Raw genomic sequence first — 15705 nt, 5'->3', positions numbered from 1 at the left:
GTCGCACTCACCCTCGCGCTCGGACCCGGCTCCGCGCCGACCCGCCTCGAGCAGGCGCCGGCGGGCAGCGGCCTCAGCGCGATGTGCGCCGTGGTCACAGCAGAGGCGATCGCCGACTCCGACACCGCCTTCCGCGCCGAGGCGACGGGGATCGACGGCGACGTCGTCACCCTGACGGTCCTCGACGCGCTGCACGGCGAGGTCGGCGAGACGGTCACCGCCCCGCAGGGCGGCGGCACGGCGATCGACGGCGAGCCGCTGCGGTTCGACGAGGGGTCGACCTACCTGCTCGCCACCCGCGACGGCGTGATCTCGACCTGCGGGCTGAGCGGCGAGGACTCACCCGAGCTCGCGGAGCTGTACGCGGAGGCGTTCGACGGCTGAGCCCGTACGCGACCGGAGATGCGGAATGCGGGCAAGCGCTTTCCAGACGTCTCGCCACCCGGGTAGCATCGGACTCTCGCATCACCGTCGATCGCCGCAAGGACACCATGACCGCCGCACCCCTCCTCCGCGCCGCCCTCGTCGGGACGGGCGCGGTCGCCCATCTCCACGCGCAGGCGCTCGCGGCCCGAGCCGACGTCCGCATCGTCGCGGCCGTCGACACCGACCCGGCCCGCGCCGCCGAGTTCGCCGAGCGCTACGGCATCCCCGCGCACGGAACGAGCATCGACGACCTCCCCGAGGTCGACGTGGTGCACCTCTGCACCCCGCCCGCGGTGCACGCCGCCCAGGCAGAGGCGGCCTTCGCGCGGGGCGCGCACGTCGTCGTCGAGAAGCCGCCGGCGCTCTCGCTCGCCGAGGTCGATCGGATGACCGCCGCGGCCGACGCCGCCGGTCGCCTCCTCGCCGTGGTCTTCCAGCAGCGCACCGGCACCGCCGCCGCCCACGTGAAGCGCCTGCTCGACTCCGGAGTGCTCGGCCGGGTGCTCGTGGCCCGCTGCGACACCCTCTGGTACCGCGATCCCGCCTACTTCGCCGTGCCCTGGCGTGGCACCTGGGAGTCGGAGGGCGGCGGCACCACCCTCGGTCACGGCATCCACCAGATCGACCTGCTCGGTCACCTCGTCGGCGACGTCGTCGAGGTGACCGGCCAGGCCTGGCGCGAGGCGCGCGACATCGAGACCGAGGACGTCTCGACCGGCGTGCTGCGCTTCGCCTCGGGCGCCGTCGCCTCGGTGCTCACCTCGGCGGTCTCGCCGCGCGAGGTGAGCGCGATCCGCCTCGACACCGAGCGCGCCACGATCGAGGTCGAGCACCTCTACGGCCACGGCCGTGCCCACTGGCGGATCACTCCCTCGCGCGAGGTCCCGCCGGAGGAGGCCGAGGGCTGGGCGTTCCCGGACGCGGAGGACGTGCCGAGCGGCCACGCGCCCTACCTCGACGCCGTGTACGACGCGATCGCGACCGGCGGGCCGCTGCCCGACGTCGCCTCCGGGCCGGCCCGCTCGCTCGAGATCGTCGCGGCGCTGTACCTCTCGAGCAGCCGCGGCGGCCCGGTGCGGATCGACGAGCTGGCCGATCCCGCACTGCGCGGACCGATGCGCGCCGCCGTGCAGGACCAGCGCCCGTGAGCGCCGTCGAGCTCGCCGCCGGCCTCGGCACGCTCGTGCTCGCGGAGGACGCACCGCGCCACGTGGAGTCGCCGCGGCCCTTCGTGCATCCGCTGCGCACCCCCTCCGGCGTCGTCGTCTCGGACCTGCGCCCGCCGGATCACGACTGGCACCACGGACTCTCCCTCGCGGTGTCGAACATCCGCATCGGTGAGGACGCCGACGAGATCAACCTCTGGGGCGGGGTCACCTGGGTGCCGGGCGACGGCTACCGGCAGCTCGACAACAACGGCTCGCAGCTCGTCGAGTCGGTGACGCAGGAGCACGACTCGGTGCGGCTGCGCCTGGGCTGGTACGACGCGCGCGGCCGCCGATTCCTCGAGGAGGAGCGCCGGCTGAGCGTGCACGAGGGGCCGACCGCGACGGTGCTCGAGGTCGTCAGCGAGTGGACGTCGCTGACCGACCGCGCGCTCGGCTTCGGCTCGCCGACCACGGCCGGGCGGCCGGGCGCAGGCTACGGCGGGCTGTTCCTGCGTGCGGCACCGCGCCTCGAGGGCGCCCGCGTGCTCGCTCCGCACGGCGAGAGCGCCGAGGCGATGGGCCGACCGGAGGAGTGGCTCGCGCTGGTCGGCGCGGGCGTCACCGTCGCGATGCGCGCCGATCCCGGGAACCCGGTGGCGCCCGCTCCGTGGTTCGTGCGCAGCGAGGGCACCCCGATGCTGTGCGCGGCGCCCTTCTTCCACGAGGTCTGGACCCTGCCGCCCGCCGCCTCGGCGCGCTGGCGCTGGCAGGTGCTCGTCGCCGACGGCGAGCTCGACGCCACCGCGATCGGGGACGCCTGGTGACGGCGCTGCGCCCCGACGCCTTCAGCACCCCCTACGAGGATCCGCTGCTCGACGGCCCGACCGACCCCGTGCTCGCGCAGGCGCCCGACGGCTCGTGGCGCCTGTTCTACACGCAGCGCCGAGCAGCCCTCGATCTGCCGGGCGTCGAGTGGGTGCACGGCACGCGCATCGGAGTCGCGGAGTCGGCGGACGGCGCGTCGTGGCGGTACGCGGGCACCGTCGACGGCCTCGATCCCGCCGACGCCCCGGATCCGTCGACGCAGTGGGCGCCCGACATCGTGCGGATCGACGGCCGCTACCTGATGACGCTGAGCTGGATCGAGGGCGTGCGCTCGGACTGGACCGGACGCGCCGCGCTCGTGCAGTTCGCGAGCGACGACCTGGTCTCGTGGCAGCGCCTGGGCGCGATCGACCTCGGCTCGGACCGCGTCATCGACGCGGCGATCGCCCGGTGCGGCGACGGCCGCTGGCGCCTCTGGTACAAGGACGAGGAGCAGGACTCGACGACGTGGGCGGCGGTGTCGGACGACCCGTTCGATCCGGAGTCGTGGCGCGTCGAGGGGCTCGCGATCGGCGGACGTCCGCACGAGGGGCCCAAGGTGTTCGTGCTCGGCGGGCGGTACTGGATGATCACCGACGAGTGGCGCGGACTGGCCGTGCACTCCTCGCCCGACGGGGTCGGCGGCTGGGAGCGGCAGGGGCTGATCCTGACGGTGCCGGAGCGGCTCGACGGGCGTCCGATCGTGGGACGCCATGCGGACGTCGTGGGGCTCGACGCGGAGTCGGCGCTGATCGTGTACTTCACCCATCCGGGCTGGGACGGGGCCGAGCTGGCCGACGCGCCGGCCGACCGGGCGCGGCGCCGGAGCCACGTGCGCGCGGCGGTGCTGAGCGTCGACGGGGGAGTGCTGCGCTGCGACGCGGACTGAGCGGCCCCGGGCTCGGGGAGACCTCCGGCTCGCAGGACTCGCGAGCCGGAGGTCATCCCGGAGGTCGGGCCGGCGATCAGGCCGGAGTCGCGGCCGCCTGATAGCGGAAGCCCGCGCCGAGGTGCTCGGACGGCAGGCGGTCGCCGCGCCCGTGCAGCTTGTTGCGCAGGCTCCCCTCGACGTACTCGTCGGGGTAGGCGCCGCGGCGGCGCAGCTCCGGCACGACGAACTCCACGACGTCCTCGAAGGTGCCGGGAGTGATCGCGTAGGCGAGGTTGAACCCGTCGACGTCGGTGTCCTCGACCCACTCCTGCAGGTGGTCGGCCACCTCGGTCGGGGAGCCGACGACGAACGGGCCGAGGCCGCCGATCACGCTGAGCTTGGCGATGTCGCGGACCTTCCACTCGCTGCCGTCCTCGTTCGCCTCCTGGAAGTTGGCGACGGCCGACTGGATCGCGTTGCTCTTCACGTTGCCGATCGGCTCGTCGAGGTCGTACTGCGAGAGGTCGATGCCCATCCAGCCCGACATGAAGACCAGCGCGCCCTCCTCGCTCGTGTACGAGAGGAAGTCGCGGTGCTTCTCGTGCGCGGCCTCGCTGGTCTCGGCGGTGATGATCGTGAGCAGCGTGTAGATCTTGGCGGAGTAGCGGTCGCGGCCGGCGGCCTCGAGCGCGTCGCGGATCCGCGAGACGGTGGCCTTCAGTCCGGCCTTCGTCGAGGACGCGACGAAGATCGCCTCCGCGTTGCCCGCCGCGAAGCGGATGCCGCGCGGCGACGCCCCGGCCTGGTAGATCACGGGGGTGCGCTGCAGCGACGGCTCCGAGAGGTGGATGCCGGGTACCGTGAAGTTCTTGCCGCGGTGCCCGATCTCGTGCACCTTCGACGGGTCGGTGAAGACCCCGGAGTCGCGGTCGCGGATGACCGCGTCGTCCTCCCACGAGCCCTCCCACAGCTTGTAGAGCACCTCGAGGTACTCGTCGGCCACGTCGTAGCGGTCGTCGTGCTCGAGCTGGTCCTCGTGGCCCATGTTGCGCGCGGCGCTGGGCAGGTAGCCGGTGACGACGTTCCAGCCGACGCGGCCCTTGGTGAGGTGGTCGAGCGTCGACATGCGGCGCGCGAACGGGTAGGGGTGCTCGTAGGCGGTGCCGGCGGTGATGCCGAAGCCGAGGTGCTCGGTCGCGGCGGCCATCGCCGAGACGAGCAGGATCGGGTCGTTGACGGGGACCTGCGCGCCGTGGCGGATGGCGGCCTCGTTGGAGCCTCCGTACACGTCGTAGGTGCCGAGCACGTCGGCGATGAAGATGCCGTCGAAGGTGCCGCGCTCGAGGAGCTTCGCGAGCTCGGTCCAGTACGAGAGGTCCTTGTAGCGCCAGGACTGGTCCTGGGGGTGGCGCCACATGCCGGAGGACTGGTGGGCGACGCAGTTCATGTCGAAGGCGTTGAAGCGGATCTGGCGGGTCATGGGCACGATAGTGCCCGACGCTCCCCGGAGAGCGTCCGGGCTCCCGACGCGCGACGTCACAAACCCACGGGTGTACGGGAGCTTTGGTCGAAGCAAGGGCTGCCACGCCCGTCCGCTTGGGACATAGAGTACGAGACATATTCGTGCATGGGCGCTGATGACGAGAGCGTATTTGCGGAGCCCTAGGCTGGAGATTTCTGATCATGACAAACAAAGTCGGCACATGCAATATCTGCGGAGCGGTGCAGAAGCTTACGAACGAAGATGTTGTACCAATTTGGCTGCGTAAGGAATTCGCTAATCGGAATGTACTGCCTGGCGACCAGCCCCCGAAAACCCTTCTCCCAATTTGTTATGATTGCAACCACGGATTGGCTAATGCGCTAGAAGGCCCTGTATCTCGCATTGTCAAGAACATGATGAAGCCCGAATCGAGCTTCAGTATTTCCTTGCATGAGCAGGAACTGTTGGCAAAATGGATTCTCAAGACGGACGCTCTCCGACAAATTTGGCGAATCCGAATCGGGAAGCGTCCGGTAGATGACCAGGTCAAGCCGTATGCGAAGCTTGCAGAGGACTTGATAGCCGGTGGGACTTTGCCCGAAGGGTGCTCAGCGCAGATTGTCCGTCGTGACGATCGGATGATTGCAGGTCGAACTAATGGGCTCGTCGCTCTTTTGCATCCGTCGGCCGATGGCTATCTCCATAGCGTAAGCCGCTATCCGAGCTTTGCGACGGTTAGCTGCATCGGTCTCGACCGCACCTCATTCGACGCCCACGTGCAAGGTTCGCAGCACGACTCGCGGGTTCTTATTATCTGGCCTCTCCGGAAGGATTCGCTCGCTTGGCCACCAAAGGCAGGAATCGCTGAAGAGACGCTTTCGGCGGTCCTCGCAGCTGGTAGTCACTCCAGTGCCTCTATGCTCGGCGGGCCTTACCTCTCCGCCATTGGTGGCGACGGACAGGCTCTGGTCCGCAGCCAATTCGGCCGCGGTTTTCGAGCGTCTACCACCTAACCGGGCTACTTGAGCCTGTGGTCCGAGCGGACGTCCCCCTGACCCCTCAGCCCAGCCGGCGCCCCAGGAACGCGATGTGCTCCGCGATCTGGAACGCCTCGCCCTGCTCGTGCCCGTTGTACGGGTAGATCCGCATCTCGCGCGGGCCCGTGTAGCGGTTGTAGGACGCGTACACCGTCGAGGGCGGGCAGATGTCGTCGAGGAGGCCCACGGAGAACATCGCCGGGACCTGCGCGTGCGGGGCGAAGGACGTGCCGTCGAAGTAGGCGAGCGTGGCGAAGACGTGCTCCTCGGAACCGCGGTGGATCCGCAGGTACTTCACGATCTCGCCGTAGGGCATCGTGTCGATGATCCGCGTGGCGTGGCGCATGTGGCTGAGGAACGGCACGTCGATGATCGCGGCATGCGCGGAGTCCGACTCGTCGAGCATCCCGAGGATCCCCGCGACGGCGAGGCAGATCCCTCCGCCCTGGCTGCCGCCCGAGATCGCGACGCGCGACGGATCGACGGCCGGGTGCGCGCGCAGCACGTCGAGCGCGCGGACCGCGTCGGTGAAGACGCGGCGGTAGTAGTACTCCTCGGGCGAGGCGATGCCCTGGGTCATGAAGCCGTTGGCGTGCGGTCCGCTGCCGACCGGGTCCGGGGTGTCGCCGGTGCGGTGGCCGGTGCCCTGGCCGCGGGTGTCCATCACGAGATGGGCGTACCCGGCGGCGCTCATGGTGGTCCACTCGGTGAGGTGCCCGCGCCCGCCGCCGTAGCCGATGTAGCTGACGAGGGCGGGGAGGGGGCCCTCGATGCCGCGGGGGAGGATCAGCCAGGCGCGGATCGGGTGCCCGCCCCAGCCCGAGAACGTGACGTCGAACGTGTCCAGCAGCGGGAATCCGGCGTCGACCTGCTCGAACACGGGCTCGACGGCCAGGTCGCGTGCCTCGGCGACGGTGCTGCGCCAGAACTCCGCGAAGCCCGCCGGCTCGGCGAGCTCGGGGGCGTACTCCTCGAGGAGCTCGAGGGGGAGGTCGAACTGGGGCATCGCGGTCTCCTTCCGCGGTGCGGCGACGGTGCCGCGGATCCGCTACTTGACGTCCATCCGATATCGAACCTATCGTAGGGCAAACGCTTTCCCGGAACGTTTCACATGCCGATGCGGACCCCCGACAGATGTCGAGTAGGTTCTCATCGAATGCTCCGGGACTGGAACGAGGAAGTTCACGAGAGGACGATGATGTTCAGCACCAAGCGCACACGACTCGCCGCCGCGGCGATCGCCGCCGCCGCCGCGATCAGCCTGACGGCATGCTCCGGAGGGGGCGCCTCCGGCTCCGCCACCGTCGACCCCGACGAGGAGATCACGCTCGACTACACCTTCTGGGGCAACGACGACCGGGCCGCCCGCTACGACCAGGCCATCGCGCTGTTCGAGGAGGAGCACCCCAACATCACGATCAACTCCACCTTCACGGACTACCCCGGCTACTGGGAGAAGCGCCAGACCGAGGCCGCCGGCGGTGGACTGCCCGACGTGATGCAGTTCGACTACACCTACCTGCGCCAGTACGGCGACAACGGCCTGCTGGGCGACCTCAGCGAGTACTTCGGCGGCGTCGTCGACGAGAGCACCATCTCGGAGGACCTCCTCGCGACCGGCGAGCTCGACGGCGCGACCTACGCGATCCCCACCGGCTACAGCGCCTGGGCCGTCTTCCAGAACCAGGACCTCCTCACCGCGAACGGCCTCGAGCCCTACGCGGGCGGCGGCAGCTGGGAGGACTACGCGGCCTACGTCGCGGACGTCACCGAGAAGACCGGCGGCGCCGTGTACGGCGGCACCGACTACACCGGCCGCATCCAGAACTTCGAGCTGCAGCTGCGCGCCGAGGGCAAGGAGCTGTTCACCGAGGACGGCGAGCTCGGCTTCTCCGAGGACGACCTCGCGGCGTTCTGGGAGCAGGGCGACGAGATGCGCACCACGACCGGCGTGCCGGCCGCGCGCCTCCAGGAGCTGCTGCCCAAGTCCGGCTTCGGCGCCGGCATCGCCTCCAGCGAGATGAGCTGGAGCAACTTCCTCGGCGGCTACATCGGCGACTCGGGAGCCTCCGAGATCGTCATGACCGCGCCGCCCACCGCGGACGAGGGATCGAAGGACCTCTACCAGAAGGTCGGCCTGATGCAGGCGATCTCCTCGGCCACCGAGCACCCCGAGGCCGCGGCGACGTTCCTGGACTTCCTCATCAACAGCCCCGAGGTCGGCGAGATCTTCGGCGCCACGCTCGGCATCCCCGCCTCGTCGGCGCAGCTCGAGGGCGCGAACCTCGAGGGCCCCGACAAGCAGGTCGCGGACTACCTCGAGTCGGTCTCGGACCGCATCGGAGAGGCCCCGGCCGCTCCGGTCGCCGGCTACGGCGCCATCGAGGCGAACTTCCTCGACCTCGGCACCAGCCTCGGCCTCGGCGCCGTGAGCGTCGACGAGGCGGTCCAGCAGTTCTTCGACGAGACCGCCGTCACGCTCGACAACTGATCCCTAGACGGCCAGGAAAGGCATCTCTCATGACGACGACGTCGACCCCGAGCGGCACCGCCGCAGCCGGTCGCGTCGCGCCCACCGCCGGCCGGACGAGCACTCCTCGTCCGGCCGGTGACGGGCCGCGGCGCCGCCCGAAGCGGGACACCCTGGCCGGATACGCCTTCCTGTCCCCCTGGCTCATCGGCTTCGTCGGGCTCACGCTCGGCCCGATGCTGATGTCCCTCTACTTCGCCTTCACCGACTACAACCTCTTCACGGCCCCTGAGTGGGTCGGCCTCGCGAACTTCGAGCGCCTGATCGGCGACCCGAAGTTCCTGCAGTCGGTGCAGCTGACCCTCGCGTACGTCTTCATCGGCACGCCGGTCAAGCTCGCGGCGGCGCTGCTCGTCGCGATGCTGCTCAACTACTCCGCCAAGGGCACCGGGTTCTTCCGCTCGGCCTTCTACGCTCCGTCGCTGATCGGCGCGAGCGTCAGCATCGCCATCGTCTGGCGTGCGATGTTCTCGACCGACGGCCCCGTCGACTCCGGTCTGCAGGTCTTCGGGATGGACTTCGGCGGCTGGGTCGGCGTGCCGGCCCTCATCCTGCCGATGATGATCATCCTCGCGGTGTGGCAGTTCGGCGCCCCGATGGTCATCTTCCTGGCCGGTCTCAAGCAGGTCCCGGCCGAGCTCTACGAGGCGGCGATGATGGACGGCGCCGGACCCTGGCGCAAGTTCAAGAGCGTCACCCTGCCGATGCTCTCGCCGGTCATCTTCTTCAACCTGCTGCTCGAGATGATCAACGCGTTCCAGGTCTTCGCCTCGGCGTACATCATCGGCAACGGCACCGGCGGCCCCGCCGGAGCGACCAACTTCTACACGGTGTACCTCTATACCCGTGCGTTCACGAACAACCAGATGGGCTACGCGTCCGCGATGGCCTGGGTCCTCCTGCTGTTCGTCGGGATCCTCGCCTTCGTCCTCTTCAAGACTCAGAAGAGCTGGGTGCACTACTCGGGAGACACGCGATGACCACCTTCGACACCACCCTGCCCTCGGCCGACACCCAGGTGCTGACCGAGCCGGCGCCGCGCAGGCGTCCCGCCCGCAAGCGCCCGAAGCCGGCGACGATCGTCTGGATCGTCGCGATGATCGCCCTGACGGCGATCGTCCTCTACCCGCTGGTCTGGATGGGCGCCGCGGCGTTCAAGCCGAACAGCGAGTTCGGCGGTCAGACCTCGCTCCTGCCGCAGAACCCCACGATCGACAACTTCGTGAAGGTCTTCGCGGGAGTGGGCGGAGTGCCGCTCTGGCAGTTCTTCCTCAACTCCACGATCCTCGCGGTCGGGTCGGTCATCGGAGTCGTGATCTCGTCGTCGATGGCGGCCTACGCCTTCGCGCGGCTCGACTTCCGCGGCCGCCCGCTCTACTTCGCGCTGATGATCGGCACGCTGCTGCTGCCGATGCACGTGCTGCTGATCCCGCAGTACACGATCTTCCGCACGCTCGGCATGATGGACACCTACTGGCCGCTGCTGATCGGCAAGTTCCTGGCGACGGAGGCGTTCTTCGTCTTCCTGATGGTGCAGTTCATCCGCAACCTGCCCCGCGAGCTCGACGAGGCCGCGCGGATCGACGGGGCCGGCCACGTCCGGATCTTCGGCTCGATCACGATCCCGCTGATCCGCCCCGCGCTGATCACGTCGTCGATCTTCGCGTTCATCTGGAGCTGGAACGACTTCCTCGGTCCGCTGCTCTACCTGAACACCCCCGACAAGCAGCCGCTGCCCCTGGCGCTGCGCGTCTACAACGACCAGACCTCGGCGTCGGACTACGGAGCGACGATCGCCGTCTCGGTGCTGGCGCTGCTCCCGGTGCTGATCTTCTTCATCATCTTCCAGCGCTTCCTCGTGGACGGGGTCGCGACGCAGGGTCTGAAGGGCTGACATGACGCTCCAGCGAGGGGAGTCGAAGCGGCGCTCGCGCGCGACGGCCTCGGCCCGGCGCGCGGCCGCCGACGGGAGCGGGCTGCGCTGGCCCGGCGCCGCCGACCGCTTCGCCCTCCTCGCGGAGGTCCTGTTCACGGGGCTGATCGTCGCGGTCGTCTCGCTGGGGATCGTCACGATCCCGCTCGCACTGGCCGTGGGCATCCGCCACCTCCGCCGCTTCGTGCTGGCCGAGGCGACGGGGCTCGCGCTGGTGGGGGCCGATGTGCGGGCCGGGTTCGTCCGCGTGCTGCCGGTGGGGGCCGGTGTCGCGCTGGCCGCGCTGGTGCTCGGTGCCGACCTCGTGCTGATCTCGTCGGGCGCGCTGCCCGGCGGAGTCGCGGTCGCGGTGGTCTGCACCGCGCTGCTCGCCGCGATCGCGGTCGTGGTGCTGGTCGCCGCCACCGACTGGGAGCCGGACGCGCGCTGGGGTGCGCTCGTGCGCGCGGCGGCGCGGCGCTCGGTGCGGGACGTGCGCGGCTCCGCTCTCCTGGCCGGCGGGCTGCTGATGACCGTCGTGTCGGCGTGGCAGCTCGCTCCGCTCGTCGTGCCGGCGCTGGGCTGCCTGGTATTCGCGGCGCTGGCCGTGCGGCTGTCGGCGGAGGCGCGCTCGCGCTGACCCTGGGTGCCGGGTGGAAGATTCCCGGGATCGGGAACACCTCCGCGCGGCCGTGGTTGAAGCCCGTATGACGACTTACGGAATCATCGGAGCAGGCAACATCGGCAGCCAGATCGCTCGCGCGGTCATCGGCCAGGGCGACGACGTGGTGATCGCGAACTCCCGCGGACCCGAGACCCTCGCGGACCTCATCGCGGAACTCGGCCCGAAGGCGCGCGCCGCGACCGCGCAGGAGGCCGCCGAGGCCGCGGACATCGCCGTCGTGACGGTGCCGTTGAAGAACCTCGACCAGGTGCCGGTCGCGCCGCTCGCGGGCAAGATCGTGCTCGACACGAACAACTACTACTTCGAGCGCGACGGGCGCATCGAGGCACTCGACCGCGGCGAGACCACCACGGCCGAGATGGCGCAGGCGCACCTGCCGGAGTCGAAGATCGTGAAGGCCTTCAACCACATCATGGCCGCCGACATCACGACCGACGGCTTCCCCGCCGGGAACCCGCAGCGCCGGGCGCTCGTCGCGTCGAGCGACTACCCCGAGGCGCTGCACTTCGTGACCGACCTCTACGACCGGCTCGGCTTCGACACCGTGACCGTCACTCCGCTGTCGGAGTCGTGGCGCGTCGAGCGCGACCGCCCCGCGTACGGCGTTCGCCAGTCGAGCGCGGAGCTCGAGGCGAACCTCGCGAAGGCGCCGCGCACGGTCTAGGCGCGACCCGGCGCCGTCCGGTCCGCGCCTGCGCAGCTCTGCCGCACCCTCCTGCGAGAGTAGAGGTGAGCGCTGACGAGCCGCCCGGCTCGGCCCGGAGGGAACCGCCATGTCATCCGACGCCCGTCGCACCCGCACGAGAGGCGCGCTGTCGCGGCGCGGGATCGTGCTCGGTCTGACCGCGCTGCCGGTCCTGCCGCTGCTGAGCGCCTGCACCCCCGGCGCCGACGGCGGCGAGCGGCAGCCGTCCGACACCGCTCAGCGACCTCGGACGGCGACCGCCGCGCCGACCGGGCCCGTCGTGCTCGCCGCGGACTCCGCCGCGACCAGCGCCGCGCTGTTCACGAGCGCTCCGCTGGTGGTGGTCGTCGAGGAGGCGCCGGCATCGGTGATCCTCGCCGCGCAGCTCGCGATCACGTGGGGCGTGCCGCTGCTGGTGGCGCCGGCCGGGGCCGGCACTCCCTCGCCCACGTCGGCGCCCGGTCCGCTCGACGCGGAGCTCGAGCGCCTCGGCGCCTCGCGCGTCGTCGCCGTGGGCCCGGTGGCCGTGGGGGCCGACGTCGAGACCGTGCAGACGGAGGCGACGCCCGAGGCGATCGCCGAGGCCACCGGAGTCGCGGTGTCGGCTCTCTCGATCGCCGACCTCGCCGCGATCGCCCCCGGCTCGCCGGCCGAGCCGCCCTTCGGCGCCGTGCCCGAGCGAGCGGAGCCGCTCACCGGCGTCCTCGCGCTCGCGCAGCCGGTCGACGGCGACGTGTCCGCGCTCGCGACGGCCCGCGCCGCCGGGGTGCCGGTGACGCTCGTGGACGGCGCCGACCTCCTCTCTTCGGGAGCCGCGGTCACGGCCGTCGCCGAGGCCGCCCCGACGGCGACCCTGCTGCTCGGTGCCGGGCTCGCCGCGCAGACCGCTCCGGAGTGGTCCCTCCGGGCGGCCGCGACCGGCTGGCAGCTGCCGGGCGGCGGGCAGCGCCTGTTCGGCGGGCACCTGTTCGTGGCGATCTACGGCACGCCGGGCGCCCCGGTGCTCGGGGTCCTCGGCGAGCAGGGCCTGGAGGCGACCATCGAGCGCGCCGCGACGGTCGCCGAGCCGTACCGCGCGCTCACTCCGCTGCAGGTCGTGCCGAGCCTCGAGATCATCACGACGGTCGCGGCGGGAAGCGCGGGCGGCGACGGCGACTACTCCAACGAGCTGCCGGCCGACGGCATCCGCCCCTACATCGACGCGGCGGCGGCCGCCGGCATGTACGTCGTGCTCGACCTGCAGCCGGGCCGCTCCGACTTCCTGACGCAGGCCCGCGCCTACGAGGAGCTCCTGCGGTTGCCGAACGTGGGCCTCGCCCTGGATCCGGAGTGGCGGCTCGCCCCCGACGAGGTGCCGCTCGTGCAGATCGGCCGCGTCTCGGCCGCCGAGGTCGACAGCGTCACGACGTGGCTCGCCGACCTGGTCCGCGACGCGGGGCTCCCGCCGAAGATGCTCGTGCTGCACCAGTTCCGCTCGTCGATGCTGCAGGACCGCTCGAGCATCCGCCGCGACCGCCCCGAGCTCGAGTTCCTCGTGCACGTCGACGGCCAGGGGGCGCAGCCCGACAAGCAGGCCACCTGGAACGCGCTGCACCGCGACGCTCCCGAGGACTTCGCCTGGGGCTGGAAGAACTTCTACGACGAGGACCTGCCGATGCTCACCCCGGCCGAGACGATGGCGGAGGTCTCGCCGCTGCCGGATCTGATCACGTACCAGTAGCGGGGACCCCTCCGGGCTCCGGGGGAGGCGGGTCCCGATACGCGCTGCGCGCTACTCGACCAGCAGGTACGGGGACGCACCTTCTGCTGATCGGGCGGCGGGTCGCGAACTGCTCCTTCTGCTGATCGAGTAGCCCGCGCAGCGGGCGTATCGAGATCCCTCACCGCGTGCACGGAGTCGAGTCGCCGCGAGACGGGGCCTGCCCGGCTCCGCGAGCCCGTTCCGCGACCACTCGCTGCTCCCCACCGGCGCGAGTCGACGCGAACAGGGCTCCGCGGGCACTCCGGCGCCCGTTCCGCGACCACTCGGTCGGCGTGTCGGCGGGCAGGCCGCCTGCCTGTGGGGCGGCGCCCGCGCTACTCCGGGGCGTCGACCAGCGTCAGCGGAGGCAGCTGCACCGCGGCGTCCGCGCTCCACGCCGCGAGCACGCACGGCCCGAGGTCGGCCGACCCGGCGAAGCCGGCGTCGACGCGGATCGCCGACAGCGCGAACGTCGTGCCGTCGACCTCGAGCGGCTCCCAGTCGCCTCCGGTCGCGGCCAGCGCGGCGGCCCGGGACAGGACCGCCTCCAGAGCCGCGCGGTTCTCGGCTCGAGATCCGGCGAACACGGTCGTCCCGAGCAGCAGCCCCTCGACGGCCAGGGCCGCGATGCTCACCCGATCCGTCCGGGCGCCGTGCACGACGCCGGCCACCAGGCGGGTGCCGGTGCGCTCGAGGGTCCGCAGCACGACGCCGTCGAACGCGACGGACGCGTCGACCAGGCGTCCGCCGTCCTCGCCGCCGCCCACGATCTCCCACGGACGGTCGACGGGGACGAGGAGGCGCATCGTCGCATCCTGCCACCTCGCCGCGTCCTGCCGCCTCGTCCGACCGAGGATCAGCGCCGCGCGCTCACCGGCGCGCGAAGACCCGCCCGCTGCGGACACCCGCGTCGAGCTCCTCGAGGGTGCGCCCGCGCGTCTCGGGAACCTGCGTCGCGATGAACACGAGCGCGAGCACTCCGACTCCGCCGAAGAGGAAGAACGTGCCGGTGATGCCGACGCCCTCGACCAGGGTGGGGAAGAAGAGCCCCAGCAGCGCGTTGGCGATCCAGTGGCAGAAGATCGCGATGCCGATCGCCGCACCGCGGATGCGCTGGGGGAAGATCTCGGACAGCATCACCCAGGTCACGATGTTGAGGAACGTCTGCATGCTGCCGACGAACGCGACCACGAGCACGAGGATCACGAACGGACGGGCGGGATTCCCGACGGGCAGGGCGATCGAGGCGATGCCGATCAGCACGTGCATCACGGTCGTCAGCGAGTAGCCGAGCAGGAGCGTCGTGCGCCGGTTCATCGTCTGCATCAGGCGCAGTCCGATCAGGCCGCCGATGACGGCGATCACTCCGGGGGCGATGTTCGCGACGAGGGCGCTGTCGTGGTCGAAGCCCGCCTCGCGCAGCACCGACTGGCCGTAATACATGATCGAGTTGATCCCGGTCAGCTGCTGGGCCACGCCGATGCCGATGCCGACCAGCAGGATCCGCAGGCCCCAGCCCTCGCGCAGGGCTGTCAGGAGGGAGCCGCGGGGCTCGCCGTCCGAGACGGCGCGCCGGATGTCGGCGGCCTCGGCGCGGGCGCGGTCGCCGCCGCGGATGGTCTCGAGCACGGCGACGGCCTCGTCGTCGCGCCCCTTCGAGATCAGCCAGCGCGGCGACTCCGGAACGCGCAGCATGCCGATGAGCAGCGCCAGCGCGGGCAGCGCCGCGACGCTGAGCATGATGCGCCAGACGCCGGGCACGTCGCCCCAGACCGTGCCGATGACGGCGTTGGCCAGGAACGCCGCGAGCTGGCCGATCACGATCATCAGCTCGTTGCGACCGGCGAGCGAGCCGCGGATCTCGGCGGGTGCCACCTCGGCGAGGAACACGGGCACCACGGCGGAGGCGCCGCCCACGGCGAGGCCGAGCACCGCGCGTCCGACGACCATCACTCCGACGCTCGGAGCGAGGACGCAGAGCAGCGCACCGACGAGGAACAGCGCGCCGAGCACCTGCATGGTGCGCCGCCGGCCCCAGGCGTCGGCGAGCCGGCCGCCGCTGACCGCGCCGACGGCGGCCGCGAAGAGCAGCGCGCTCGTGACGACCCCCTCGGTCAGCGCGGTGAGCCCGAGCTCCTCGGACATGGGCTGAAGCGCGCCGTTGATGACGCCGGTGTCGTAGCCGAAGAGCAGCCCGCCGAGGGTGGCGATGAACGCCACGGTGCGCAGCCGGCGCACGTGCGGTCCGGGGGTGAGCGGAGGGAGTGTCGCAGTGGTCGTCACGGAGTCGTCACGGGCGGTGTTCGCGGTGGGGGAGGGCACT

General features: G+C 71.2%; 15 protein-coding genes. 11 read left to right on the top strand and 4 right to left on the bottom strand.

From position 1 onward, the window contains the following. The 4 genes from NB037_RS05530 to NB037_RS05515 form a co-directional block, all read left to right on the top strand. Nucleotides 1–384 (top strand): hypothetical protein (locus NB037_RS05530; protein ID WP_251944298.1); only part of this gene is annotated, 384 nt, incomplete at its 5' end. Between the two features lie 107 nt (nt 385–491). Further along, complete coding sequence (locus NB037_RS05525) at nt 492–1574, top strand: Gfo/Idh/MocA family protein (RefSeq protein WP_251944297.1); 1083 nt, start codon at nt 492–494, stop codon at nt 1572–1574. After that, the gene (locus tag NB037_RS05520; protein ID WP_251944296.1) at nt 1571–2398 is read left to right on the top strand and encodes a DUF6807 domain-containing protein; all 828 of its coding nucleotides are present in this window, start codon (nt 1571–1573) and stop codon (nt 2396–2398) included. The genes NB037_RS05525 and NB037_RS05520 overlap by 4 nt, the downstream gene beginning before the upstream one ends. Then, the gene (locus NB037_RS05515; protein WP_251944295.1) at nt 2395–3327 is read left to right on the top strand and encodes a family 43 glycosylhydrolase; all 933 of its coding nucleotides are present in this window, start codon (nt 2395–2397) and stop codon (nt 3325–3327) included. The genes NB037_RS05520 and NB037_RS05515 overlap by 4 nt, the downstream gene beginning before the upstream one ends. A gap of 76 nt (nt 3328–3403) precedes the next feature. Here the strand turns inward: NB037_RS05515 and NB037_RS05510 are convergent, their stop codons facing one another. After that, on the bottom strand, nt 3404–4789 hold the full coding sequence (locus NB037_RS05510) for an LLM class flavin-dependent oxidoreductase (protein WP_251944294.1): 1386 nt from the start codon (nt 4787–4789) through the stop codon (nt 3404–3406). Between the two features lie 203 nt (nt 4790–4992). Between NB037_RS05510 and NB037_RS05505 the strand changes: the two genes are divergently transcribed. Next, complete coding sequence (locus NB037_RS05505; RefSeq protein ID WP_251944293.1) at nt 4993–5805, top strand: hypothetical protein; 813 nt, start codon at nt 4993–4995, stop codon at nt 5803–5805. Between the two features lie 46 nt (nt 5806–5851). Here the strand turns inward: NB037_RS05505 and NB037_RS05500 are convergent, their stop codons facing one another. After that, nucleotides 5852–6835, bottom strand: a complete 984-nt coding sequence (locus NB037_RS05500) for an acetylxylan esterase (protein WP_251944292.1) — start codon at nt 6833–6835, stop codon at nt 5852–5854. 189 nt (nt 6836–7024) lie between these two features. Between NB037_RS05500 and NB037_RS05495 the strand changes: the two genes are divergently transcribed. The 6 genes from NB037_RS05495 (at nt 7025) to NB037_RS05470 (ending at nt 13361) form a co-directional block, all read left to right on the top strand. After that, nucleotides 7025–8320: an ABC transporter substrate-binding protein gene (locus NB037_RS05495; protein WP_251944291.1), complete on the top strand. Its 1296-nt coding sequence runs from the start codon at nt 7025–7027 to the stop codon at nt 8318–8320. A gap of 29 nt (nt 8321–8349) precedes the next feature. Beyond that, a complete protein-coding gene (locus NB037_RS05490) occupies nt 8350–9339 on the top strand; it encodes a carbohydrate ABC transporter permease (RefSeq protein ID WP_251944290.1) in 990 nt (329 codons plus the stop codon). Next, entirely contained in the window at nt 9336–10253 is a 918-nt protein-coding gene (locus NB037_RS05485; RefSeq protein ID WP_207405637.1) for a carbohydrate ABC transporter permease, read from the top strand. Before NB037_RS05490 ends, NB037_RS05485 begins: the two co-directional genes overlap by 4 nt. A 1-nt stretch (nt 10254) precedes the next feature. Next, entirely contained in the window at nt 10255–10911 is a 657-nt protein-coding gene (locus NB037_RS05480) for a hypothetical protein (protein ID WP_251944289.1), read from the top strand. A gap of 13 nt (nt 10912–10924) precedes the next feature. Beyond that, a complete protein-coding gene (locus NB037_RS05475) occupies nt 10925–11620 on the top strand; it encodes an NADPH-dependent F420 reductase (RefSeq protein WP_308202052.1) in 696 nt (231 codons plus the stop codon). 109 nt (nt 11621–11729) lie between these two features. Next, entirely contained in the window at nt 11730–13361 is a 1632-nt protein-coding gene (locus NB037_RS05470; protein WP_251944287.1) for a hypothetical protein, read from the top strand. 356 nt (nt 13362–13717) lie between these two features. Here NB037_RS05470 and NB037_RS05465 read toward each other — a convergent pair whose 3' ends face one another. Further along, on the bottom strand, nt 13718–14188 hold the full coding sequence (locus NB037_RS05465; protein ID WP_251944286.1) for a hypothetical protein: 471 nt from the start codon (nt 14186–14188) through the stop codon (nt 13718–13720). 64 nt (nt 14189–14252) lie between these two features. Next, on the bottom strand, nt 14253–15704 hold the full coding sequence (locus NB037_RS05460) for a sugar porter family MFS transporter (RefSeq protein WP_251944285.1): 1452 nt from the start codon (nt 15702–15704) through the stop codon (nt 14253–14255). Nucleotide 15705 lies beyond the last annotated feature (1 nt).

Origin of the sequence: Rathayibacter rubneri (assembly GCF_023743255.1) — a bacterium.
Taxonomy (GTDB): Bacteria; Actinomycetota; Actinomycetes; order Actinomycetales; family Microbacteriaceae; genus Rathayibacter; species Rathayibacter rubneri.
The sequence above is the reverse complement of the archived record's forward strand: the minus strand, read 5'-3'. Positions and strand labels throughout refer to the sequence as shown.

What these genes read in the sequence shown, in the direction of transcription:
- NB037_RS05525 (WP_251944297.1), top strand. Translation starts at nt 492, where the DNA reads ATGACCGCCGCACCCCTCCTCCGCGCCGCCCTCGTCGGGACGGGCGCG.
- NB037_RS05480 (WP_251944289.1), top strand. Translation starts at nt 10,255, where the DNA reads ATGACGCTCCAGCGAGGGGAGTCGAAGCGGCGCTCGCGCGCGACGGCC.
- NB037_RS05495 (WP_251944291.1), top strand. Translation starts at nt 7,025, where the DNA reads ATGATGTTCAGCACCAAGCGCACACGACTCGCCGCCGCGGCGATCGCC.
- NB037_RS05500 (WP_251944292.1), bottom strand. Translation starts at nt 6,835, where the DNA reads ATGCCCCAGTTCGACCTCCCCCTCGAGCTCCTCGAGGAGTACGCCCCC.
- NB037_RS05505 (WP_251944293.1), top strand. Translation starts at nt 4,993, where the DNA reads ATGACAAACAAAGTCGGCACATGCAATATCTGCGGAGCGGTGCAGAAG.
- NB037_RS05485 (WP_207405637.1), top strand. Translation starts at nt 9,336, where the DNA reads ATGACCACCTTCGACACCACCCTGCCCTCGGCCGACACCCAGGTGCTG.
- NB037_RS05465 (WP_251944286.1), bottom strand. Translation starts at nt 14,188, where the DNA reads ATGCGCCTCCTCGTCCCCGTCGACCGTCCGTGGGAGATCGTGGGCGGC.
- NB037_RS05510 (WP_251944294.1), bottom strand. Translation starts at nt 4,789, where the DNA reads ATGACCCGCCAGATCCGCTTCAACGCCTTCGACATGAACTGCGTCGCC.
- NB037_RS05470 (WP_251944287.1), top strand. Translation starts at nt 11,730, where the DNA reads ATGTCATCCGACGCCCGTCGCACCCGCACGAGAGGCGCGCTGTCGCGG.
- NB037_RS05490 (WP_251944290.1), top strand. Translation starts at nt 8,350, where the DNA reads ATGACGACGACGTCGACCCCGAGCGGCACCGCCGCAGCCGGTCGCGTC.